The sequence below is a fragment of the Paenibacillus sp. NN59 genome (assembly GCF_057597225.1).
In genome coordinates this window covers 3,070,799-3,095,074 of sequence record NZ_CP199678.1, presented here as the reverse complement: position 1 = coordinate 3,095,074, position 24,276 = coordinate 3,070,799, and the positions used below count along the sequence as shown (strand labels likewise).

Here is a 24,276-nt window from a genome sequence, read left to right as displayed (position 1 = left end):
CATCTGGTCTCATTAAATCTATTCGCTCAGTGTCTCCTGAATCCTCTTTGGAAGCTTCTGCACGATCAGGTCATAGGAGTGATCAATCATGGCATATATGTCCTCATTTGGTAGGGAACCATCCAGTTTAACAGTATTCCAGTGCTTTTTATTCATGTGATAACCGGGAATAACAGCCTCATGCTGCTCTCTCAGGTTCTCCGCAATGATCGGATCACATTTCAGATTCAAACGACTGTTCTCTCCATTGCCTTCAAACAGAAGTGCAAACATTTTATCGGCTACCTTAATCACTGCCGCGTCAGGCCCGAATGGAAATTCCTTCACAGCACCTTTTTTGCCAAGACAATAATTCATAATACTATTAGTCACAACATTTCCCCCTCTAAACTGAACTCGTTTATCTTCCATTTTAATCGAAGCCTTACACAAAGAAAACCTCCTCCAATAGATCGGAGAAGGCTTCGTTCCTAGTATGTTAATTAACTTTATCATTGCGCGTTTTACTACGGCGCTGTTGGCTCTGATACGTAGAACGGCTACCAGTTTGGCTATGATCTGCTTTACGTACTCTCTCAGATGACGATGCACCCTTAACTTTGGCTTGAGGGTTGTCGCTACGTCCGGAACGTGAACCATTCGAGCTACGCTCTTCGCTTCTACCACCGGATGCTACTTTGTCTCGTTTGGTAAACCATTCGGACTTTGGCTTACGCGCCGGATTGGCTTTGGATTTCGCCGGTTTATCCGCAGTAGCGCGATTAAATCCAGATCTACTGTCCACTGTTCTGGAACTTGGTTTTGTCCGTTTACCTTGATTCGTTTGATTCATTGGTACAAACACAGGCATGTTCGTCATCGGGTAAGGATGATCCTTCACTTCGGGAATCGATTTTTTGATAACTTTCTCGATATCTTTCAGGAAAGGAAGTTCATCCTTCTCACAGAACGAGATCGCCATCCCGCTTTTCCCCGCTCGGCCTGTCCGTCCAATACGGTGGACATACGTCTCAGGGATGTTCGGCAGATTGAAGTTGATGACATGAGTCAACTCCTCCACGTCGATACCTCTCGCTGCAATATCAGTTGCAACCAGCACACGAGTTACACCACTTTTAAAATTGTTCAGCGCCCGTTGGCGTTCGTTCTGTGACTTGTTGCCGTGAATCGCTTGCGCCGTTACATTAATTTTGGCCAAATCTCGCGTGACCCGATCTGCTCCGCGTTTCGTACGAGTAAATACCAGTGCAGTAGCGATAGATTTATCCTGCAAAATATGATTTAACATGTTCTGCTTCTTGCCTTGCTCCAGCAAATATACAGACTGTTGAATACGATCTACCGTTGAAGATACCGGGGTAATCTCCACTTTCACAGGGTTCACCAATAGTGTTTGCACCATCTTCACAATCTCTGGCGGCATGGTTGCCGAGAAGAACAAAGTCTGTTTTTTGTTTGGCATCTTGGCAATGATGCGCTTCACATCATGAATAAAACCCATATCGAGCATACGGTCAGCTTCATCGAGTACAAGAATCTCTACTTTGCTCAGATCAATCTGCTTCTGATTCACCAGGTCCATCAAGCGTCCAGGTGTAGCAATAATAATGTCTGCGCCCTGTTGCAGTGCGCGCTCCTGCACTCTTTGGGATACGCCGCCCACAATTGCCACGGAGCGAATGTCGGTGTATCTGCTGTACATTTTAATATTATCGGATATTTGAATGGCCAGCTCCCTTGTTGGGGACAAGATCAGTGAGCGAATCGCGCGGACGGATTTTACTTTTTGATCTGACTGTTTACCGGGAGACCCTTGTTTCTGCTTGCTGCCTTGACTCAACAACTGGATAATGGGCACCGAAAATGCCGCTGTCTTACCTGTTCCCGTCTGCGCACAACCAAGTAAATCTCTGCCCGCAAGCACGGCAGGTATGGATTGCTCCTGAATCGGAGTAGGTTTACTGTAATTTGCTTTTTTCAATCCTTCCAATATCGGAGGGATAATATTTAATTCCTGAAATGTCATGTTATCTCCTTCATCTACGCACATCTCTACATAAAACGAATCTTTATGTCACACGTAACAGTTAAGGATAACACTAAATCACGATTCTGTATATCTTTTTGAACGTTATTTGATGATCAGTCCCATTAATCCGGCAAACGTTGCTGCTTGATGCGGTGCGATTGCGCACCCGGACAGATCCTCTAGCGTAAGGAAAAGAGCATCAAATTCACTATCACTCAGGTCCAATCCTTTCATTGGTGTTCCGGTAAACGTCACCTGATCCAGTCTACATGCACCGAATGCGATCTTTTGTAATTTCAGATAGGCAAAGTCTGCACCGATCATACTACATTCGAGGTACTCCACTTGTTTAAGATGGGTAAAACGGAAATTGCTATAATCGCATATACTCTGCAGAATGCTAACGTTCTGCCACCTGCTACCGGAAAAGTACGTGCCGACCAGTTTGCAATTGGCCCACTCCGTGCGATGCATAAACGTATTTTGCAGATTCACATTGGAAAAGTCGCAGTGCTCGAACCGCACATCCGTAAACTCACAATGTTCAAGTGATGACTCCAGAATGGTTACATGCCGAAACACGACGTTCTCGAATGATGCTTTGCTCACTTCCAGCATGTCCAGTGTCATATGTTCAAACAGTCTGTCCTTGTACTCTGTTTTCGAATCCAAAGTATAGATTGGTTCCGATTCAAGCAACTGCAAGGTCAGCTTGGGTTTCTCTATTTTCATGCGAGCCTCCTCGGATTTTTGTGTGGTTTATGCCAGCCGGGCTATTCTCGTTCGTTAACCTTTTACAGCGACAACTCGCAATCTGGCGATATCCAGATTCCACTGCCCATCATGATAAAGCAACGGTTCTACTTTCTTTTCGACGATCCCCATAATCATCTCCTGCTCCGCTCTTTCAATATCATGGAACAGATACGATGCAAAGCTGCTCAACCATTGACGGACTCCTTGTTTCAGCGGCCTCATCGTGTCGGTATGCTGTATGAATAACACTCGGAATCCATGTTGCTCCAGTAAGCTTGAAAATTCCCCTACGGTAGGGTGATACCACGGATTCCGCCCTTCCCATGTGTATCCTCTTGTGAGCAACTCGTCCCGAACCGCATGAAGAAGGATCGCCGTATTACCGCTTCCTGCAAACTCAGTAACAAGACGTCCTCCTCTCTTTAACGCTAATTGCACGGTTTTCAAGGCAGCTGGAGCATCAGCCATCCAGTGAAATGCAGCATGAGAAAATACAGCGTCATAACGTTCCTTTGTCCGATAATGAGCAGCGTCTGCGATCTGAAAATCCAGTCCGGGATGTTTCTCCATAGCCTGCGCAATACTCTCTTTCAAAAAATCAATTCCGGTGGTGATCGCTCCGGTTGCCGCAATTTTAGCTGTCAGTATGCCATTCCCACATCCCAAATCCAGAATCCGTTCTCCTGGAGATGGCTGTAACATCGTTAGGAGAGGCATGGATTGTATAGGAAGCATCGCTTGTAGAGTTTGGATCGCTTGAGTTGATTCATATAAAGAAAAAGCAGACTGATTCCCAGCCAGTGAATTATTCGTTGAAAAGGATTTCTCTTCCGGTTGCATAACATCTCTCCTTCATATTAAAGACATAAAGTATCTACAATAACTTAAATCAATCAGAGAATGATGTCAATCTAATCTAACCACTTCTACATAAAATCCGGATTGGATCATTTCCATATAAAATAAAAAGAAGTGCCCTACAGGTTACATCTCACCTGCAAGACACTCTCCATTTCTATCTTAGGCACATCTCATCCTATAATTAGCTATAGAATGATCGTATGCACGCCTCTAATTATACCATTGCCGCTGTCTCTAACACCGCAACCGCTTCAGCGAATTCAGCTGGATCTTTATCCTTCTGCAGCAGTGATACAATATCACGCGTTAGTGCTTCTACGTTTTCTGGACGAGTGGCCCAACTGGTACAGAAGCGAACGGCACTGCGGGAATGGTCAACCTTTTCCCAAAATGTAAATGTGTAGTCTTGGCTCAATTGTGCCAGCAAGGAATCCGGCAAAATCGGGAACTGCTGATTCGTTGGAGAATCATACAAGAACTGCACACCATGTTGCTTAAGGGTATCATGAATTTTCAAAGCCATATCTACGGCATGACGGGAAATTTCGAGATACAGACCATCCTCAAACAACGTTTCAAACTGAATACCTAGAAGTCTTCCTTTCGCCAATAATCCACCCTTTTGCTTGATAATATAACGGAAATCGCGTTTCAACGCATCATTGAGAATAACAACCGCCTCACCCATCAATGCACCAATTTTGGTTCCGCCAATATAAAATACATCGCAGAGTCGAGCAAGATCGGCCATCGTCATATCACAATCTTTGGATGCAAGAGCATAACCGAGACGTGCTCCATCCACAAAAAATGGCAGACCACACGCCTTGCTTACTGCATACAGCGCTTCAAGTTCAGCTTTGCTATACATTGTGCCATACTCGGTCGGTTGGGATATGTATACCATGCCCGGTTGCACACTGTGTTCTGGTGACGATTCCTGTGCATGTGCATCATAGACAGCTTTCACTTGCGCAGCCGTAATTTTACCGTCCAGACTCGGAACCGTCAGCACCTTGTGTCCTGTCGCCTCGATCGCACCTGTCTCATGAACAGCAATATGGCCAGATACCGCTGCAATGACGCCTTGATGTGGACGAAGAATAGATGCAATTACCGTTGTGTTGGTCTGTGTACCTCCGACGAGAAAATGTACATCTGCCTCTTCTTGACCGCAGGCCTGCCGGATCAGCATACGCGCACGCTCACAATGATCATCTGTGCCGTAACCACTCGTTTGCTCCATATTAGTTTCCATTAATCGCTGCAAAATGCGTTCGTGCGCACCTTCGTTATAATCACATTCAAATCGTATCATCGTGCTCTCTCTCCTGCTTTCTTGTTCAGCTTCTCTTGGATGTTCATCATAGAGGCATATACCTCTTGAATCTCTTCTTCGTTTAAATTTTGCATTAATTTCATAATCTGCTGATCGGATCGGTCATTCAGCTCATTAAACAACACTTGCCCTTTTTCCGTCAGGCGAATGAGGCTAACCCGGCTGTCTTCTGTGGAATCCACCTTAATGAGTAACCCTTCCTTCGTCAGCTTGTTCACGATGCGGCTCATATAGCTGCGATCAATGGTGAGGGTATCGACCAGGTTGTTCGCAATGCTTTCGCCGCGCATGCCAATCTCGATGATGACGCGTACCTCGGCAAAAGAATATCCTGTTCCGAGAATATGCTTATCAAGCACCCCGAGAATATTGGTATAAAAACGGTTAAACCGCCGCATGTCTGCCAGAACTTCCGGTTGAATATGTTGAGAGCTCATTACGAAACCTCCCTTTTAGTGGACATTGTCAACATTATATTAATAAGGATTGTGGACACTGTCAACATTATTCTTCCAGTTCAACATCTCCAGACATCGGATCTCTAAACGAACACAAAAAAACCGCGCATTGCGCGGCAACTTCAAACAATTTAAAGAACTTGGTGAGACACCAGCCTAAGAGTGATTGTGTTGAACTTGATGCAGGCGGCTGTAGATACCTCCGGCAGCAACCAACTCTTCGTGATTACCTTGTTCAGCGATGCCATCGGTGTTCACCACGATAATTCGATCTGCATTTTTGATCGTGGTCAGTCGGTGAGCAATTACCAACGTTGTTCTGCCTACCGACAATTCGGCAAGAGATTGCTGAATGAGTGCTTCCGTTTCCGTATCCAGGGCAGATGTCGCTTCATCCAGGATTAGAATGGGCGGATTTTTGAGGAACATGCGGGCGATGGACAGACGTTGTTTTTGCCCACCGGACAGCTTCACTCCTCGTTCTCCAATAATTGTGTCCATGCCGTCAGGCAAGCTCAGAATGAGTTCTTCCAGTGAAGCACGGCGCGCCGCCTCCCAGATTTGATCCTCGGTTGCGGTCAGATCGCCATACGCGATATTTTCCTTAATCGTACCCGAGAACAGAAATACATCCTGCTGTACAATCCCGATCTGTTTACGCAAAGATTGCAGCTTAATGTCTCGAATATCCATCCCGTCCACCGTAATTCGGCCTTCTTCTACTTCATAAAAGCGTGGAAGCAAGCTACAGATCGTCGTTTTCCCTGCACCTGAAGGCCCGACAAAAGCTACGGTTTCACCCGGATGAATCGACAAGCTAATCTGATTCAAGATACGCCGGCTGGATTCGTAACCAAACGACACATTTTCGAAGCGGATATCCCCTTTCACCTCGCGCAGTTCAACCGCCTCTTTGCGATCCGCGATCTCAGGCTCGGTGTCAATGATCTCCAGGTAACGTTTGAACCCCGCGATCCCCTTCGGGTAGCTCTCAATTACGGCATTAATCTTCTCAATCGGGCGAAAGAAAATATTCGACAATAGCAGGAACGCCATGAAATCGCCCATGTTGATTCTGCCATCGATGTAAAACCACGCTCCGCTGATCATGACAAACACGGTCACCAGACGCATCATCATATAACTCACCGAGATGCTTTTCGCCATCGTTTTGTACGCGAGCAGTTTGGTTAAACGGAAATTGGCATTATCTACAGCAAACAGTTTTTTCTCATGATCTTCGTTGGCAAAAGACTGAACGACACGCATCCCGCCTACGTTGTCTTCAATACGTGCATTAAAGTTACCGACGTCTCCGAAAAGTCTGCGGTACGTTTTGGTCATTCGACCACCGAATACAATGATCACCCATGCCATAATCGGAATGATGATAAATGTCAGCAAAGCCAGCTCCAGATTAATATTGGCCATCAGCCAGAATGAGCCAATCAGCGTCATCACGGCGATGAATACATCTTCTGGTCCGTGGTGAGCCACTTCGCCAATATCATTGAGGTCATTCGTGAGATGACCGATCAGATGCCCCGTTTTGCGATTGTCAAAGAACCGGAACGAAAGCTTCTGCAGATGGGCGAACATTTTTTCCCGCATATTCGTTTCGATGTTAATTCCCAGCATATGCCCCCAGTATGTAACAACGTAGTTCAATACCGTATTAAGTGCATAGATCGATAACAGCACGATACACGCCAGTAAAATCAGCGGCCAGTCTTGGCCTGGTAGCAGTTCATTGATAAATTTACTAACCGCAAGCGGAAATGCCAGCTCCAGCAAACCCGCAAATACAGCACAGCCAAAATCGATCAAAAACAGTTTTTTATACGGTCGGTAATACGAAAAAAAACGACGAAGCATTTCGATTCACACTCACTCTCCACATTCATATTTCGTTATACAGTGTATACCATTCTATACAGTCTTCCAAAACATGTAAACCTATTCTCGTTGATCGATAGCTAAAAAGCCTCCCCCATATCATAGAGAAGACTTTTTACATGTTGATTCTGTAAATACGTGCGAATACGCTTTCTATTTTTTCAATGAAACTTCAAATCGAGAACCTGTCTCACCCGCGAATACAATACGCCCGTTTTCAGGTAGAACAACCTCATTCTTGCCACTAACCACTGTATGATTCACACAAACTCCTGTCTGATCATATACAGCAAAGGCGGCATTTGCTGGCATCTTCACTGTCATAACCTGACCTACGGCAGCTGATGGCACGGAGAACCATCTGTTATAACCTTCTGGCTGGATCGTTATCTTAGATTGATTGCCACTGTAAAGTGTCTGGACAATCTCTTCACTGGCGTATTCATAGCCTGTAAAATGAATATACTCTATACCATTTTTACTGGAAAAGTAGATATCCCTCGCATCCCTACCAGCCATGCCGGGAATCTGGAGTTGGTTCACTGCATGGTCGGCTCCAACAATTTTGTGGTTGATCATATACCCGGGAACGCCATTCCCTGTATCCAATGGAATGATTGCTGAAGAATGGAGATATGCCGTGGAGGTATATTTTTCATTCATCAAATAATACCGCTGCCCATCACGCTGATCCCATGCCGCCTGAATATCCTTAGGCAATTCATTGTTTTCGAGCTTTTGTGCCGTATATTCCGAGAAAGCAAGTTGCCCTAAGCCAGGTATGGACAGATAGGATCGAGACCACAAGTAGATATGACCATTTGACTCTTTAACAAATTTTAATTTTTTTGTGCCTTCCTTATTAACAAACGTTCCATCCGACGTATAGATGTATTGATCCGAAGGACTATTCGGAACCATTTGGGGAGTAATCGACAGTTCTCCAGTAGAACCTACATCCACCTTCATAACCGAATTGTTGCCACCATAGGTTCCCGCATACTCAAACATCTCTTTTGGCATATCCGCCTTTACAGGCATGCCAAACGACTTTTCAGGTTTGCGTTCTTGAATGATGCCTTTAGTCTCGAGTGCGCTAAGTAACAGTTCGCTCGCTATCAATTGGTCAATTGCGCTCGAACCTCCTGAAGAAGTAACGGCCGCAGCCAGATTATGCTCTGGAAGCACGATGAGGGATGAATGGAATGACACCGTATCTCCACCTTTTGTAACCGCCTTGATGCCATAATCATTGAATGGGAACAAGTTCACACTATCCCACCCTAATCCATAAGAGATAGAGGAATCACTCTCTTCTGGCCACATGCCTCGTCGGTACTCCTTTTGTTCCAAGGCTTTTACCGACTTCTCGGAAAGAATCCCTTTAACCTCACCAGTGAAGATTTGCGAAAATTTCACAAGATCCTTAGCGGTGGAATATATGCCTCCGGTAGCGATGATATTATAATTCTCTTGAGGGAGCTGACCTTTATATAGCGGTGAATAGATTCCCGCCATATTTGCCGGGTTAACCACATCCTGTGGTGTTTTCGTATGCTCCATTTTCAAGGGCTCTGTAAAATGTTTGTGTATATACGCCGTAAAGCTCAACCCACTGACTCTCTCAACCAGAAGTTCAGCTAATGTAAAAGCATCGTTAGAATATACCGAATATGCACTTGGTTCTGCCTTTAGATGTTGCGTTGCTAGTTGATCCAAGAACGTAGCATGTGAGAGCGTATCATTATCCCCGTATAGTGTTGCATTGTGGCTTGAAGTGCCAAGAAGACCCGCCGAATGATTCAATAACATGCGTGGTGTAATCTGTTTATAACGTTGATCTTTCATCTTAAATTCTGGAATATAACGCGTCACTGGTTGATCCAAATCTACCTTGCCTTCGTCAACAAGCTTCATCACAGATGCTGTAAGAAACATTTTACTAGTCGACCCTATGCCATAGATGGTATCGGATGTGAGTGGAACTTCCCCTTTGGAGTCATTTTTGCCTGTCTGCCCGGAAACAACAATCTCTCCTTGATCCATCAGTGCATATTGCACACTGGTTACCCCGTATGTTTCGGTAAGTAGGCTAGCCTTCTCCACCACTGTTTTCTTGGTAGTCTCATACATCAGGTCATTGCTCTTAGTGACAGAAGGTGCAGCCATAATAGTACCTGGTGTTAACATAATTATCACCAGACTCAACGCAACAATTGAAGTCCGTTTCTTAACTATTGTTTTGATCATGCCCTTATTGATCTTGATATCTTGGGTTATCATTCACATCTCCTCCTGTTCTGTGGTCAGATCTTCACCTTACGATATGGAACAAGCTTAATCGATTCAGATGTACTCTTCATGAAGTCTATATGAACGGAACATGAACAAACCAAAAAAGCTACATCACATACAAGCGAACTTGTACATGAACGTAGCAAAGAACCACACAAAAAGAAGTTGACTAGCCTGCCGTCGGTGGACTAATTGGCAAGCTTACTATAAATGTTGTTCCTTGGCCCATTTTACTCTCCACCGCGATATCCCCTTTATGTAACGAAATAATCTGTTTCACGATCGCAAGCCCCATCCCGCTACCATCATATTTCCGACTATGGGAACGATCGGCCTTGAAGAAGCGCTCAAATACACGCTTTTGATCTTCGAGAGGAATACCAATTCCCTCATCCGTTATATATGCTGTTACAGTCCTGACATCCCGTTCCATCCTGACGTGAATTACGCCTTTATTCTCTGAAAACTTAATCGCATTGCTGAGAATATTCGTCCATACCTGATTCAACTGATCGTGATCTGCGATGACTTGAACCTTCTGTAAATCCAGCTCAAAACGAATATCCCGAGCGGACCATTGGGGCTGTAATGCAACGATAACCCTTCGGATCTGTTCATCAAGATCACGCGTGGCGAGTTGCAACTGATGAGATTGTGATTCCAGCATACTGAGCTTAAGCAAATTATCACTCATTTTAGACATGCGTTTCGCCTCTGAAATGATAATATCGAGATACCGTCCTCGTTCCTGATCCGGTAACTCTACATTTTTCAATGCTTGGGCATACCCTGATATGGAAGTAAGCGGTGATTGTACCTCGTGTGAGACGTTGGCTACAAACTCTCTTCTCATCTGCTCCAGTTGCTGTAGATCCTTCATCATATCTTCGAAACTACGAGCGAGCGTGCCCAGTTCACTAGATTGCTTAATATTCAGTTTTACATTGAAATCACCTGCTGCAATACGTTTGGTTGCCTGGGTCAATGTTTTGATGGGTCTAACCAAGAACATAGAAGCAATCAGAATGATCAGACTTCCGGCGGCCAGAGATGAGGTGGCAAAGATTGTACCCCATTGAATCACAGCAGCGGCAGCAGGCGGCGACAGCGTCTCCAGAAACATGGCTCGAGTCCCGCCAGCAGTCTGGACCGGCAATCCCAGTAGAACTGTACCAAGACCATTCGGAGTCGCTTCGACTACGGCTCCTCCCAGTACTTTCTGAAGCTGCTCTTCCGTCACTGAAATCGGTTTATGATCTATAGCCTTCCCGTACGTTTGGAACTGTCCTGACGGCTCATACATCCGAATATAGTACAAATCGAGCTGCTTCATGTTGTTGACGAATGCATCCGCTTCGGAGAGTGGCAGCGTTTTGTATATCTGTACAACATCCTGACCGAAGTTGCGTATGTTGATATGTGAATTCTCATTGAGCTGATCTTCAAAAATCCAGGTGGATAAGAGGAAAGCAATCACGGTCCCGGCAATCACAGAAATGAGAAAAGTCACAACAACCCGGATATACAAAGACTTAATCATGCTTGACCTCTAACCGATATCCTAAACCACGAACCGTTTCAATCTGAAAATCAGGCGTCGTCGCAAACCGTTCACGCAAACGTTTGATATGTACGTCCACTGTCCGATCATCCCCTGTGTAATCCAGCCCCCAGATCTGATCGATCAATTGCTCTCGTGTATAGACCTGCCCCGGTGTTCCGGCCAGCTTGTATAACAATTCAAATTCCTTGAGTGGCAAAGTTAACGACTCTGTACCCAGGATAACTTTGTAACTCTGACGATCCAGTGTGACGTCTCCAAATTGAATCATATGTGTGGAGCCAATCTTGTATCGTTTTAGCAGAGCTTTCACACGTACAGTTAACTCCAACGGGTCAAATGGTTTTGTTAAATAATCATCTGTGCCCAGTTCGAAACCTTTCACCTTTTCCCATGTCTCACCTCTAGCTGTCAACATAAGTAAGGGTAGATCTGCGTTCATTTGTCTCAATTCTCTGCACAATGCCCACCCGTCCATCACTGGCATCATAATATCCAGTACCACTAGATCAATCGAGCGTTCCTTGTATAGCGTGAGCGCCTGATAGCCGTCCACAGCCTCAACGGTATCGAATCCGTCATTTCGTAAAAACAAACAGACCAGCTCACGAATATTCGCATCATCGTCTGCAACTAATATGGTAGCCATATGCTTCTCCTTCGGCAACATTATACGAATTGTTATGCATTTATATCGCCAGTTTGTAAATTTAGTGAATCCTCGTTCTTTGCAATCTCATTCGATCCTCTTTGCTTATTCCACATCCGTCAGAGATATCGTGAACATCGTATGTTTTTTCATCACTCCCTGAATAGGTACATCGTGTGTGCCACTTTCCTGGAAGCCTGCTTTCAAAAGCACACGAATGGAGCCGATGTTGTCTGGAACAGCACCAGCTTCAACATGCGTAATGCTCATCTCATGTTTGGCATATTGAAGCACACGTTTTAACGCTTCGCTCATATATCCTTTACCGTGGTGTTGCCGATCGGTTGCATAACCTATCACCCATTTATCTGCACCGTTCAGTTCAATTCGAAATAATGAGATTTCGCCCACCAGTTCATCTGTATCTTTAAGAAAAATGCCAAAAGAATGTCTTGTTCCTTCTTTTCTCAGCTCAAGCCATTTCTCAATCAGACGGGTCTGTCCATCCAGACTATAAAATGCTTCATCTCGATGACCAGCCGAAGTCCTCTCTATTTCTTCTCTATTGCCCATTTGAAACTCCTGAAGCAACGTAGCATCTTCTAACGTCCAAGCTCTGATATAAATTCGTTCCGCCTCATATTTCATCTCAAGTTACTCCTTAGAAGTTCAGTTCATGTCATCTGAAAACGGCCTAATCCACTAGTTCATCCAATGTATTCTCCAGCTCTTCAAGCCGAGCTGACAGCATATTCACATGTTGTTTCGCGTCAGCAATCTTTTTCTGTAAAACCTTTGTCTGCTCGTTCTCTGCGACTTGTTCATACTGCTTCAGTTTTTCAACAGCTACGACATGTTCTTCTTTGATTTGATCAATCTGCTGTTCCAGATACAATACTTCCGACAGGCTTGCTCCGCCGGATAAACGCTGTGAATACGTCATTTGCTCACCTCATTCATGTAGCTGTTATTCTGCGTTCGACTCGATCGCTTTACTTACATCATACGCATCTATATTGATATCCGGTGCCATGTCTAAAGCCAATTTGGCAAGCTGACTACCAATATAAGGCCCCATGGTTAGACCGGAAGCACCCAATCCATTAGCTGTGATCAGACCTGACCATCCCGGGACATGTCCCATAACGGGCAAAAATCCTGGGGTGAATGGGCGAAAACCTATACGAACCTCATCAAGTGTGCTGTTTGCAAGCTCAGGTGCCAGTTCTAGTCCCTTGTTCAACACTTCTTGCATGCCTCCGGCAGTAATTCGTGTATCGTAACCGTGAACATCATTTTCATGTGTGGCGCCAATAACTATTTTCTGTTCTGCAAACGCAAGTAAATACTGATCAGTAGGCGGCATAATGACAGGCCACTCTTCTGTATTTTGCTGATTAGAAGTACGCAAATGCACAATCTGACCCTTCTGATAATGGACGTTAAAATGAATCCCCAGTGGTTTCATTAACTCATTCGCCCACGCACCTGCACACACAACCACCCGATCCGCGACATAATGCTTCGATTGCACTTCAACGCCAGTTACTTGCTCATCCTCATAGAGCACTCTGGCTTCTCCCTCAATCAGACGAGCGCCGTGCCGCTGTGCAGAGCGGATCAATGCATCACGCAGCGCTCTTCCATCCACACGCGCAGCACCGCTGATGTGTACAGATGAATAACCTTCCCCAAGTAAAGGGAACCGTTCACGGGTTTCATTTTCATCCAGACATGTGATTGTACCAATCTCAGGCGCATCTTCTCTGCGCAACTTGGCACGCTCCGCTATTTTGTTAATCTTCTCCTGATCCGTATGTATGCTGAGTGCGCCTGTCTGTGCATACCCCGTCTCGGTTTCCCCAGTACATTCTAATTCAGTTATAAGCTCAGGGTAATAACGAGCACCTGCCTTGGCTAGCTGATACCAATCCTGATTCCGACGCTGAGACAACCAAGGACAGATGATACCAGCAGCCGCATCCGTGGCCTGCCCTGCATCTTTCCGATCGATAAGAAGCACTTCTGCTCCTGATTTTGCTAAATGATAGGCTGTTGATGCTCCTAATATGCCCGCTCCGACTACGATGACTTTTTTCATACGAGTATTCCTTTCCTTCGTCCATTCATCTATATAGCGTACCCTTTTTGCCATTCTGTTGGCAAGCTGTGGCACCTGGATACCGCGGATACCGTTTTCGGTAAAATACAAAGCTAAGATGTCGACACATTTAAAATAATTCCATTTATGTAATATAATTCTATTCAGGTTTCTTTCATGCTCTAATCATGCTACCTGCACAAGACCTTTTAACGAAAAGAGGAATTATTCAACGATGCTGAAACCTAACATGGGAAATCTGCTAGTGCCCGATATGCCTCTCATGATTACTGGGCAAAACCGGTTAACCGTTAATGAATTAATGGATTGGAGCGACCATTCACGGGATTACACCATTGTACAATGCATCGGCGGAACAGGGAGAATCGCTGCCAAAAATCTCGAGCTTTCTGTTCGGAAAGGAACAGCGCTTATCATGTTTCCTGAAGTTCCCTACCGTTATAACAATTCAAGTAACACATTACAGTTTGATTGTTTGTCATTTAATGGCTACATTTTGCCGCGTTTCCTGCACTCCTTGCAGATCGGGGAACTGCGCGCCTTCAAACCGGAAGGCATACTTGGCCTTCTGTTACGTGAGATCACACTGGCGCTACAGTCCCGTCACAAGGATTACATCTGGCACGGTTCTACACTGCTCTATACTCTTTTGGTTCGTTTAACTATTGAGAGTGAACGCTACAGCAAGGTTGAGCGCTCTGAGGCTCGCCTGCGTCTGACAGAGCTTGTTGCTTTTATCAAAGAAAACTATCAACAAGATCTCTCCCTCTCCCTACTCGCGGATCAGATGAATGTGACCGAGCAACATCTGAACCGCATCTTTAAAAAAGAGTTCCATATGACTCCACTCGATTACCTGGTTCGCTATCGTTTGCTTAAGGCCAAGGAGATGCTTGTCCAGCAAGAAGATATCACCGCACATGAGATTGCAAAAGCCGTCGGTTTTAACAGTGCCAGTTATTTCGGTTCCGTATTCAAAAAATATGAAGGCATCTCACCCATTGAACTGCGCAAAAAGTTTCAGAGATAAAAAATCATATCTTCATCTCAGCCAGCGAGGATAACCGCCGTTCATGCATGGTGAATTCCAAACCGCGTGTTACCTCGTTCGGCACGATATAACAACGGATACCTGCGGCATTTGCTGCCTTTAGTCCATTGGGAGAATCCTCAAAAACAATCGCCTCATCTGCCTCCACACCAAGTTTCTGCAGCGTGAGCAGGTACAGCTCCGGGTCAGGTTTCACCCGCTTCACATCATCCGAGGTATGAATGACTTCAAAATAATCAAACAACCCAAGCTTTTGCAAGTACCCTTGTACCCAATCACGAGTGGAGCTCGAAGCAACCGCAAGCCGAATTCCCCTCTCCCGGGCAGCGTCCAGCAATTCAAGTACGCCCGGGAGTATGCTTGCTTGTCCCAAATATGCTTCGTACTTCTGTTCAGAGAGCAAGCGGACTTGCTCATGATTGATCTCTTTTTGCAACATCTGCTCCAGATATCGATACGGATGAAATTCCTCGAAGGAGGTGCCTACGTTTTTAGACCAAAGCTCAAGTCCCAGCTCCACACCATGCTCTTCATAAATATCACGAAAAGCATAATACCAAGGCGTTTCTGTATCGACAATCAGGCCGTCAAAATCAAATATAAATGCTTTTAACTTCTGTACCATTGTTCCATTCCTCTCTCTCAACCATCGCTGGAGAAACGGATCAGAAGCGTGCAGTCAAATCCGGCTGGGTCATGCTTACGGATAAAAAGTGGCAAGTGCAACCCGTGCCGGTCGGTGACTGAGCAACAACTCCAGCTCTAAGCTCTCCATCCATCGGCATGCCAAAGTATCGAATTAACTTCCATTCTTCCCCATCGGGAGAGTAAAAGAAGGATAGACATCCCTCCACTTTTCGTATACGCAGGTAAGGATCTGACACAGGCACCTCTGTCGAGTTACAATCATCGGATGAACCATCGCGTGTAACGACAGATACGATCGTTGCGACTTTACCATCATATTCAAAACACAGTTTGCACCAGTTACGTTCGTCAACCATCACCATCAAACAACCGGAATCATATTGATGCTTCATCTCTACCGTCAGCTGTGCAGTCATTTCGAAATCACCAGCCACGGGCATCGACAAGAATGGTGCGGTCGCTCGAATATGCTTGCCTGCCGGGTCTTGGAAAAAATCCGAGTCGGCTTGCGCCTCTATGATCAGTCCACCTTGATCCGTATATGACCAGTTGTGCGGCTCATTGATCCAGCTCAGTTTCTCCCTTGCTTCCGTTGTCATTACATTCATCATTCAAAACCTCCCAAGGATTGTGCTAATAACTGCATTTTACCGTTTTATATATTCGGCAACATACAGAAAAGCCCTTCTTCTACATATTTTTGTAAGATTCCATCACTTGGGGGCGTTGCTGTGGATCATGTAAAAACAACATGATAATCATCAAGAAAATATAAAGTGCAAGAATAACGCCGAACAGAAGGACCGGATGATAATGATACAGCAACCCGGTTAGATACCCGGAAGGTATTGCTGTTAACGTCATAACCGTCTGTACAGCCGAGAACATATCCGCCTTCTCATGCGTGCCCAGTCGGTTCATCAGTAATGAATCACGGTACGTTTGCAGAATGAAGTTCCCGGCAGCAAGTACAATAAGGGTAAGAAACAGCATCGCTATATTACCGGCCGGAATCAGAAGAAATAACACAGCACCCGCGGTACTAAGCACAATGGAGAAGCTAACATACTTTTCTTCCGATCTCTGCTTCAAGCGCGGAAGAATAACTAGATAGAGCAGCATGACGGTAACCGCTGTCACGACCGGAACAAACGAGATCACTCGATCACCAAAGCTTAACTGCTCTTTAAAATAGATGACCTGAAAGAAGTTTAACTGTAGAACCAGATTGGACAATACCGTAATTAAAATGATCGGAAATAACCTGCGCTTGTAGAACGACCTTCCAAACAGACGAAGGCTGGTGACGAGGCTGCGAAATACATGCGTTTTGCTGTGTATGCCCATCAATTCCTTGCCAACCTCAGTCTCTTCCGTGTAGCGATTACGAATAAAAAACATCGCTGTCATCAACAGCCCGCCCACAAAATAAATGCTTGCTAGCGTAGGCGCGATGCCAAAGTCTGCAATCACAACTCCCGCAATCGGTGTAAGCACTCCCGCACCGGTAATAATCATGTTCAGCATGGCGAACACCTTGGATCGTTTATGTTCTTCTACGTCTTCAATGATCAGACAATTGAAAGACACCGTGACAAACTTTGATGTCGCATTAAGCAAATAAGCCATGAGAAACAGCCAGAAATTTTGTGAAAATGCCCAGATGAACATGGGTACACTCCAGGCGAGTAAATCAAAGATCAGTGTCGTTCGTTTACGTCCCAGCTTATTAGTCACTGACCCTGCAAATAGTTGAAAAATGAAGGCAAAATACAGATTCACCGAATTAATGATGCCTATCTCAATGTCGGACAAACCGGCCTCTTTCATATACAAAGGAGCGTAAAACAAAACAATCGTTCCCGGAATGGCCCACACCGGCTCAAGTAAAATAGAATACCGCGGATTTCTCGGCAAATCCCGAAGCAGTTTCACTCCATATCCCTTCTTTCTCTCTGCGGATCGCTCCGCTGTAACCTGCAAGATCCAATCGAGAACACATCTCACTTGTGCTTAACGCCTTATACCTCACTGGTCACAGCGGAGAACCCCACAATATCTACATCATTATAGAATCAATGCGGTTTTCACCGAATTCATCGGCAGCTTCTCCCCGCTTTGCAGGTCATAACCGATGGTGCCATTGAAAGCCTGCTCATAGTCCGTCAAAAATTCTTTGGCTGTTACCATCTGCTCTAGCTCAGGAATGCTTTGCGCGAATTTCAACGCTGTGCTAATCATGGAGTGTACAGCTACCGCACCAATAATACTGAGTCCATCGTTAATGACATGGGTTGATTTAAAAGTCACTTCGTAACTGTCGTCATACCCCATTGGGATGATCCGGCCGCCTTTAGCAATCATCTCAAACCCGACATGAAGCTGATTCCCTACAGCATCGACAACAATATCAAACTTTTTGTTATTGTTGATCTCATATACTTTGTCCAGTGTTAGATCCTGCGGATAGTAGACATGATCAGCGATCCCTTCTGCGAATTGTTTGCGATAAGGATCAATCTCAGTACCCACCGTAAGTCTTGCCAGTCGTTTGCTCACCAGCTGACACAGCGAACCAATGGCGCCTGACCCCAGCACGAGTACAGAGTCACTTGGCTTCACGCCTGCTTTCATGAATGTTTGCAATACACAACCCAGAGGTTCAATCATCATGGCCGCTTCCCAGCTCATTGAATCGGGAATGGGATAGATATATTTTTCATCTCCCACAAAGTATTCGGCAAACGTTCCATGTGTGGTCATTCCTACTTGGTAGTCATCGAAATTTTCACAGTAAATGAACAAGCCTTCACGGCAATACGAGCAGTGTCCGCAAGATTGAGTCGGGTCCACGAGAACCCGATCTCCTACGCGAATACCCCGTACTTCATCTCCCACCTCGACCACAGTCCCTACACCTTCGTGACCGATAACGGTTCCTTTATTTGCTGGGACTTTACCTTTAACAATGTTCAAATCTGTTCCACAGATCCCTGATCCATAGATTTTCACTTTGACCTGATTCGGTCTTTGAATGCTGGGCTCCTCAATCTCTTGTAGCTCCACCTGTTTCAAATCTTGATATACGAGTGCTTTCATGAGATATCCTCCTGGTCATATCATAAATTTTCGTGTTACTTTCCTTACAGATTGGCATATTTCAGATGTTCAAGCTTCTGCATTTCTTTCCAGTCCGACAAGATCTGAAGCAGTGCATCCTCCACCCAAATCAATTCCTCCCGCGTATGCGTATCCGAGAAAATAAAGTAACCTTTGGTGAAAATGCCGTAATGAGCCATCTTCTTCACCATAAATTCGCGGAACGGGTCCGTCTGAAAATTTTGCTCATCCAAAGATTGGATGTAAAAGCTCGCGTAGGTTCCCTTTAAGACTAATTGTTCCGTGAGACCAAGCAGCACAAGTTCGGATTCCAGTCGTTTCATGATCCGTGTAGCGGGTTCACGCCAAGTGGGCCAGACTTTGGCATTTTTAATTAACCTTTCGCAAGCAATAGCCGCCGCAAGCGCTGTTGTCTCGCTGGAATGCGCATTGCTAAATCGCACCTGTCCTGCAAGGGACATGAGGTGCTCTGGCCCCATTACTGCTGCAAGCGGAAGTCCGTTGGCCATACCCTTGGAGATGCAGAGCAAGTCCGGCCAGATGTCATACTCTCCTGCAGTCGCCTGTTTGCCCATTCGTATTCCCGAAGTAACCTCGTCGAAGATAATAATGATGTCCAGAGAGCGGCATAAATTCACTACCTTCTCCAGTTCTTCTTTATTCCACTCGTTGGGGCACAAGACAATACAAGCGATATCATCCATAGATGAAGTGTGTTCCCGAATGTTAGTATAGGAAGGCTTGTTCACCCAAATCGTGGAACGCTCAATATCCACCGGAATGCCTCGTTCTTTGGTCTGACTGCCGTAATAACCATACGCGGACCAGTCATGCCACCCGTGGTAAGCTGTTGCAATGACCTTGCTTTTACCACTTCCCGCACGGGCCAGCCGCACCGCTCCGCTTACCGCATCTGCACCGCTCTTGGTGAAGCGCAGGGACGGATAACGTCCCTCGAACCGCTCCAGAATTAACTCGGCACACTCCAGTTCAATATCCGCTGGGAGTGAAAATCCTGTTCCTTTTTTCAACTGATGAATGACTGTAAGCTGAATTTCTCGTCTGGCGTGCCCCCAAGGAACCGTGCCCATGGCCATCTCACAATCCAGCCATTCATTACCGTCAATATCTGTGAATCGGGAATGATATGCTTCCGCACAGCAGACCGGGGTATGTCCCGGAAATAAGCGTTCTGGCGCTTTGGCTAGTGTACTGCACCCGCTCGGAATAACCTTTTCAACCTTCTCCAGCCACTCCAGATTTTGAGTAAATCTTGCGGCACGATCCAGCGTGCTTTTTTCATCGCTCACTTTGAAGTACCTCCCTAAGGCTTAATAGTGGTGTATCACAACCTGAATGATTAAGTTATCGCACTTTCGTGCCCGGCCAACATCCATCATAGATGCGATCCATCGTAATCACGTTACCGTAGAGGTCAATAATTAGATCCTTGGCTCTATGGGCATGCCTCATTTCGATCCAATAGCGGTTCTCCAACAATCGGGTGAAGTTGTCCACCAGAAACAGCAACCGATTTTCGCTATGAATTAACTCCTTGCCTAATACTTGGGGTAGCCATATGGCTCCATTCGAGTTAAAGCGGTTGGAGTAGTCTCGCACGTCGGCAAGGGGCGCGATACCTGCCTCGTCAAGCTTGCTCCAGAACGTGTCCGCATCACTTCGAACCTCGGCAAGATCGATACCGATCATTGGCAGATGCTCGTATTCGCGTTGATGATGCAATTGCTCCTTTAGATGACTGAATACGAAAGGCCATACATCGGCTTCGATCTGACTTCCCCACTTTTTCCAAAATCGTGCCAGATTGTTCTTGCGGTTAAAATTGCGATGAATGCCGCTGCTGCGTTCCCAGTGATAGGCTTGAATATTAGGGTTAATAACCGTATCATAACCCGCTTCTCTGGCGCGCATCTGATAATCAAAATCTTCATATCCGTTGAAAAACTTTTCATCCAGGCCGCCAATTGTCTCATAAACTTCCCGTTTCATGCCAAACATCGCAAATACAACAAGTTGCACGGAGAATGTCTCCTTCGGGATATCATCCGGGGATGCGTTCAGAAAAAGATGGCGTCCAATCGAGTCGGCAAAGGCGATACCACAATGCTGCACACCGCCAGTCTGCGGATACAACAGTACGCCTCCGATCATACCGATCGTAATATCCGTGTCGAGCGTCTCCTTCATCATCGTTTGCCAGTGGGGCTGCAATATCGTGTCGGAGTCGAGGAAAAAGATATATTCTCCCTTAGCAAGATTCAGGGCGCTGTTAATGGATACGGCGCAGCCAAGTGGAAAGTCATGCTGAAGAATATCAATGGTCACACCTTCTCCAACCTCTTGTTTGAGTTTATCCAGGTGCTGGAAGACGGCAGAGCCAGATCCGTCGTTGATAAAAATAATTTGTGTTGATGGGACGACTGTTCGAAGCAGCGAGTCTGTAAACAGGTTCAGAATGTTATAGTCCTGATTGACCGGTACAATAATGGTATAAAGCATACAATTCCTCCTCATGAAGTTAATTTTGATGGAACCCGTTGGCCAAGATTATGAATATGTGCAAGATATAACTATTTGTTCTCTGTCGTCCTCCTCCACTCAAACTTTGTCTTAATTTGGTAATGATTTGAATCTAATAGAAATTTATATCATTTTTTGGAAGTTTTAAATCTTAAATTCTGAACTCTATTAATATCTGAATCTCTTTAAAAATCAAAAAAACTCTCGATGGGCCCCTCGCATCTAATGCGACACCGATCAAGAGTTTTTAGAGTTGCTCTTCATTTATTAAATACGTCAATAATTGCTTAACTTTATGCCTTTGCAGGCAACCAATCGGACTCTTTGGCACCCAGATTCGTGATGAATTGTTGCAGTGCATGCGATATCCATTTGCGGGCATGAATAACAAGCTGAATTTCCAGTGTAAAGTCCGTATGAACTAGAGGCAGCACCGTAAGCTTCTGTCTTTGGATCTCATCCATGGCAATCATACGAGGTAAAAGCGAGATGCCCGGACCAGCCATAATACTTCGTTTAATGGCCTCAGGGCTTCCCAGCTCCAGCCCTACTTTATAAGGGATTCCATTCGTTCGGAGTACTTTCTCCAGCAACTGCCTGTAATTGCACGAATCCTCCGGCATGATCCATTCTTCGTCCGCCAAATCACTCAATGTTACCTCGGATTTAGCTGTAAGTGGATGGTCTGAATTCACGATAAGCACCAGCGGTTCCTCGCGAATCGTAATCCATTGTAATCCGGATTCCGGTGAAGCATTGGCCAGAATAAGACCCACGTCTGCCTCCCCTTCTCTGACTTTTTGTAGAATCAGATCTTCCCGATCGGTCTGTAGCCGAATGCCAAGCTCGGGATATTGTTTACGTGTCGTTTGAATGGGCACCGGCAGATAATAAGAAGCAAGCGAGTCCATCGTAGCAATGGTAAGTGATCCGCCGCCCTGTTTGGTCAGCTTCTCCTGAGAATGTTCAAATATCTCCAGAAGCTGTCCAGACAACTTAAACAGCTCTTCTCCAGCCGAAGTCAGCCTAATTTTATTGTTATTAAAACGTTCGAATAGTTTGACCTGATAAATTTTCTCCAGCTTTTGAATCTGGGTTGTCACACTTGACTGCGCGTAACCAAGCTCTTCGGCTGCTTTGGTAAAGCTTTGCCTCAATGCCACCTCACGAAAGGTTTGAAAATAATTCAAATCCATCATTTATTCCCTCACATCATCGAAATTATTGATAACACCTATCATCTATTATAGCTAACTATGATACCTTTTCCCATGGTAAAGTGAATGAAATGGAATTCCAACATACATTTGGGGGTAATACGATGTTAACCGAACAACAGATTCAAGGTATTTATATACCTGTAATCACACCTTTTACCAAAGAACGCGAACTTGATCTTCCTTCGTTCCAAAATTACATCAAAGTTATGGCTAACAGTGGCATCCATGGCTTGGTGATTAATGGTACGACTGGAGAGTCACCTACCGTGACATGGGATGAAGTGGAACAACTTGTGAAGGCCGCTAAGGAAACTCTGAGCAGCATCAACTCCTCCGTACCCATTATGGTTGGAACTGGAACCAATGATACCGCTTCAACGGTGGCAAGAACAAAGAAAGCTGCCGCACTCGGAGCCGATGCTGTTCTTGTCGTTACTCCATACTATAACAGACCCACGGAAGAGGGCATTTACGAGCACTTCCGCATGGCAGCCAGCGTGGGCATACCCGTGATGGTATACGAAATCCCAGCCCGTACAGGGGTTAGAGTTTCCATAGATATGATGAAAAAAATTATGAACATCGATGGTGTTATTGGTCTTAAGGATAGCACAAATAACCTCGATCTTATGACTGAACTGGTACGTTGCGGCTCGAAGCCCATTTTGTGTGGAGATGATACCTTCTTCTTCGATATGTTAACGAGAGGTGCAGCCGGTGGCATGATGGCATCGGCTAGTATTAATCCAGAGCGGTTCCTGGAAGTGTATAACCGTTTTGTGGCTGGTGAAAAAGAAGATGCCTACCGTCTCTATACGCAGTTGCTTCCGTTCATTAAAAATCTCTTCGAAGAGCCTGCGCCTGCCATGCTGAAACATCTGCTTGCACAGCAAGGCATTATCGCTTCTGCACAGCTGCGCCTGCCTCTCATGCCAGCATCTGAACAATTAAAAGCAAAGATTGCACTGTAAATTAAGCGGAACACCTCTATAGAACATAGCCACAGATAGCCATAGGTCGAAATATAAAAAGCCGCAGTTTCATCTGCGGCTTTTGCTGTGCACTTGTTTAACACTCCATAGAAGCAACAACGTAAAAATGCTTGATATCCTGCTTCTTTTTCAGCTCATCTCGTAACAAAACCGTGATAGAACGTGTCCACAACAAGTGCAGGCGCAGCATTTCTGGCGATATTGCCATGGATCACTTGTTGCCACGTCAAGAAAAGAATTGAATACAGAACATCTACAATCCACGTTTTGTCCACATCCGAACGAAAAAAGCCTTTCTCTTGAAGTATACCAATGGCATGAAGCACCGGTTGTCTCAGCTTCTGATCGGCCCCTTCAATCTCGGCATTATAATTGACGGTTGCATCGTGAGCCAGAAAATATATCTTATCCCCAAGTGGAATTAGCGCTTCAATCAGCTCCGGGATATAGTGTTCAACCTGCTCCTCATCGAGCTTGACGTGTTGCAACGTCTCGTTAACAACATCAATTGCACGCATCGCCAAGTGAATCATCAGTTGCTCACGGCTCTCAACATACCGATGTAATGTGGCAATTCCGATGTTCGCGGCTTCAGCAATGTCGTTCATCGACGCATTGGGCTTCTCGATCAGTAATTTTGTGGCTTCATCCAGAATGGCTAGCATTCGATTTTGCTTAAATGTTAACTTCTCATTTTTCATCTCAAACGGCACCTCGGTCTGATTCATTATAAGTGAA

General features: G+C 45.3%; 23 protein-coding genes. 2 read left to right on the top strand and 21 right to left on the bottom strand.

From position 1 onward, the window contains the following. Positions 1-18: 18 nt before the first annotated feature. The 13 genes from ACT89M_RS13730 to ACT89M_RS13670 all read right to left on the bottom strand — a co-directional run bounded on the left by ACT89M_RS13730 (position 19) and on the right by ACT89M_RS13670 (position 13,945). Positions 19-372 carry an MmcQ/YjbR family DNA-binding protein gene (locus tag ACT89M_RS13730; RefSeq protein ID WP_154889279.1) on the bottom strand — a complete coding sequence of 118 codons (354 nt, stop codon included), beginning with the start codon at positions 370-372 and terminating at the stop codon, positions 19-21. Positions 373-478: 106 nt separating this feature from the next. Next, positions 479-2,026 carry a DEAD/DEAH box helicase gene (locus ACT89M_RS13725; protein ID WP_154889281.1) on the bottom strand — a complete coding sequence of 516 codons (1,548 nt, stop codon included), beginning with the start codon at positions 2,024-2,026 and terminating at the stop codon, positions 479-481. A gap of 105 nt (positions 2,027-2,131) precedes the next feature. Then, positions 2,132-2,761, bottom strand: coding sequence for a pentapeptide repeat-containing protein (locus tag ACT89M_RS13720; RefSeq protein ID WP_308721857.1), 630 nt, complete (start codon positions 2,759-2,761; stop codon positions 2,132-2,134). Between the two features lie 54 nt (positions 2,762-2,815). Then, the gene (locus tag ACT89M_RS13715) at positions 2,816-3,625 is read right to left on the bottom strand and encodes a class I SAM-dependent methyltransferase (RefSeq protein ID WP_308721858.1); all 810 of its coding nucleotides are present in this window, start codon (positions 3,623-3,625) and stop codon (positions 2,816-2,818) included. A gap of 235 nt (positions 3,626-3,860) precedes the next feature. Next, the gene (locus ACT89M_RS13710) at positions 3,861-4,964 is read right to left on the bottom strand and encodes a threonine aldolase family protein (RefSeq protein ID WP_308721859.1); all 1,104 of its coding nucleotides are present in this window, start codon (positions 4,962-4,964) and stop codon (positions 3,861-3,863) included. Further along, positions 4,961-5,422, bottom strand: a complete 462-nt coding sequence (locus tag ACT89M_RS13705; protein ID WP_260510866.1) for a MarR family winged helix-turn-helix transcriptional regulator — start codon at positions 5,420-5,422, stop codon at positions 4,961-4,963. Before ACT89M_RS13705 ends, ACT89M_RS13710 begins: the two co-directional genes overlap by 4 nt. Before the next feature lie 177 nt (positions 5,423-5,599). After that, entirely contained in the window at positions 5,600-7,318 is a 1,719-nt protein-coding gene (locus ACT89M_RS13700; protein ID WP_154889288.1) for an ABC transporter ATP-binding protein, read from the bottom strand. 174 nt (positions 7,319-7,492) lie between these two features. Beyond that, the gene (locus tag ACT89M_RS13695; RefSeq protein WP_308721860.1) at positions 7,493-9,622 is read right to left on the bottom strand and encodes a serine hydrolase domain-containing protein; all 2,130 of its coding nucleotides are present in this window, start codon (positions 9,620-9,622) and stop codon (positions 7,493-7,495) included. Between the two features lie 181 nt (positions 9,623-9,803). Beyond that, entirely contained in the window at positions 9,804-11,174 is a 1,371-nt protein-coding gene (locus ACT89M_RS13690) for a sensor histidine kinase (RefSeq protein WP_154889292.1), read from the bottom strand. Then, positions 11,167-11,844: a response regulator transcription factor gene (locus tag ACT89M_RS13685; protein ID WP_154889294.1), complete on the bottom strand. Its 678-nt coding sequence runs from the start codon at positions 11,842-11,844 to the stop codon at positions 11,167-11,169. The genes ACT89M_RS13690 and ACT89M_RS13685 overlap by 8 nt, the downstream gene beginning before the upstream one ends. A 105-nt stretch (positions 11,845-11,949) precedes the next feature. Then, positions 11,950-12,492 (bottom strand): GNAT family N-acetyltransferase, encoded by a 543-nt coding sequence (locus ACT89M_RS13680; protein ID WP_154889296.1) that lies wholly within the window; start codon positions 12,490-12,492, stop codon positions 11,950-11,952. A 46-nt stretch (positions 12,493-12,538) separates the two neighbouring features. After that, positions 12,539-12,787: a hypothetical protein gene (locus ACT89M_RS13675; RefSeq protein WP_251503372.1), complete on the bottom strand. Its 249-nt coding sequence runs from the start codon at positions 12,785-12,787 to the stop codon at positions 12,539-12,541. Between the two features lie 24 nt (positions 12,788-12,811). Beyond that, a complete protein-coding gene (locus ACT89M_RS13670; protein WP_154889300.1) occupies positions 12,812-13,945 on the bottom strand; it encodes an NAD(P)/FAD-dependent oxidoreductase in 1,134 nt (377 codons plus the stop codon). A gap of 250 nt (positions 13,946-14,195) precedes the next feature. On the opposite strand from ACT89M_RS13670, the gene ACT89M_RS13665 reads away from it, so the two are divergent. Next, positions 14,196-14,996: an AraC family transcriptional regulator gene (locus ACT89M_RS13665; RefSeq protein WP_186809668.1), complete on the top strand. Its 801-nt coding sequence runs from the start codon at positions 14,196-14,198 to the stop codon at positions 14,994-14,996. 4 nt (positions 14,997-15,000) lie between these two features. Here the strand turns inward: ACT89M_RS13665 and ACT89M_RS13660 are convergent, their stop codons facing one another. The 7 genes from ACT89M_RS13660 to ACT89M_RS13630 all read right to left on the bottom strand — a co-directional run bounded on the left by ACT89M_RS13660 (position 15,001) and on the right by ACT89M_RS13630 (position 22,525). Then, positions 15,001-15,642 (bottom strand): HAD family hydrolase, encoded by a 642-nt coding sequence (locus tag ACT89M_RS13660; protein ID WP_154889304.1) that lies wholly within the window; start codon positions 15,640-15,642, stop codon positions 15,001-15,003. Positions 15,643-15,682: 40 nt separating this feature from the next. Beyond that, a complete protein-coding gene (locus ACT89M_RS13655) occupies positions 15,683-16,276 on the bottom strand; it encodes a DUF1349 domain-containing protein (protein ID WP_186809669.1) in 594 nt (197 codons plus the stop codon). Positions 16,277-16,355: 79 nt separating this feature from the next. Further along, positions 16,356-17,582, bottom strand: coding sequence for an MFS transporter (locus tag ACT89M_RS13650; protein WP_487345286.1), 1,227 nt, complete (start codon positions 17,580-17,582; stop codon positions 16,356-16,358). 150 nt (positions 17,583-17,732) lie between these two features. Continuing rightward, positions 17,733-18,764, bottom strand: coding sequence for a zinc-dependent alcohol dehydrogenase (locus tag ACT89M_RS13645; protein ID WP_154889308.1), 1,032 nt, complete (start codon positions 18,762-18,764; stop codon positions 17,733-17,735). A gap of 44 nt (positions 18,765-18,808) precedes the next feature. Continuing rightward, complete coding sequence (locus ACT89M_RS13640; protein ID WP_154889310.1) at positions 18,809-20,095, bottom strand: aminotransferase class III-fold pyridoxal phosphate-dependent enzyme; 1,287 nt, start codon at positions 20,093-20,095, stop codon at positions 18,809-18,811. A gap of 55 nt (positions 20,096-20,150) precedes the next feature. Further along, positions 20,151-21,305 (bottom strand): glycosyltransferase family 2 protein, encoded by a 1,155-nt coding sequence (locus ACT89M_RS13635; protein ID WP_186809670.1) that lies wholly within the window; start codon positions 21,303-21,305, stop codon positions 20,151-20,153. Positions 21,306-21,619: 314 nt separating this feature from the next. After that, positions 21,620-22,525 (bottom strand): LysR family transcriptional regulator, encoded by a 906-nt coding sequence (locus tag ACT89M_RS13630; RefSeq protein WP_308721862.1) that lies wholly within the window; start codon positions 22,523-22,525, stop codon positions 21,620-21,622. Positions 22,526-22,647: 122 nt separating this feature from the next. On the opposite strand from ACT89M_RS13630, the gene dapA reads away from it, so the two are divergent. After that, positions 22,648-23,517, top strand: coding sequence for a 4-hydroxy-tetrahydrodipicolinate synthase (gene dapA, locus ACT89M_RS13625; RefSeq protein ID WP_154889314.1), 870 nt, complete (start codon positions 22,648-22,650; stop codon positions 23,515-23,517). A gap of 155 nt (positions 23,518-23,672) precedes the next feature. Here the strand turns inward: dapA and ACT89M_RS13620 are convergent, their stop codons facing one another. Beyond that, positions 23,673-24,239, bottom strand: a complete 567-nt coding sequence (locus tag ACT89M_RS13620) for a TetR/AcrR family transcriptional regulator (protein WP_154889575.1) — start codon at positions 24,237-24,239, stop codon at positions 23,673-23,675. Positions 24,240-24,276 lie beyond the last annotated feature (37 nt).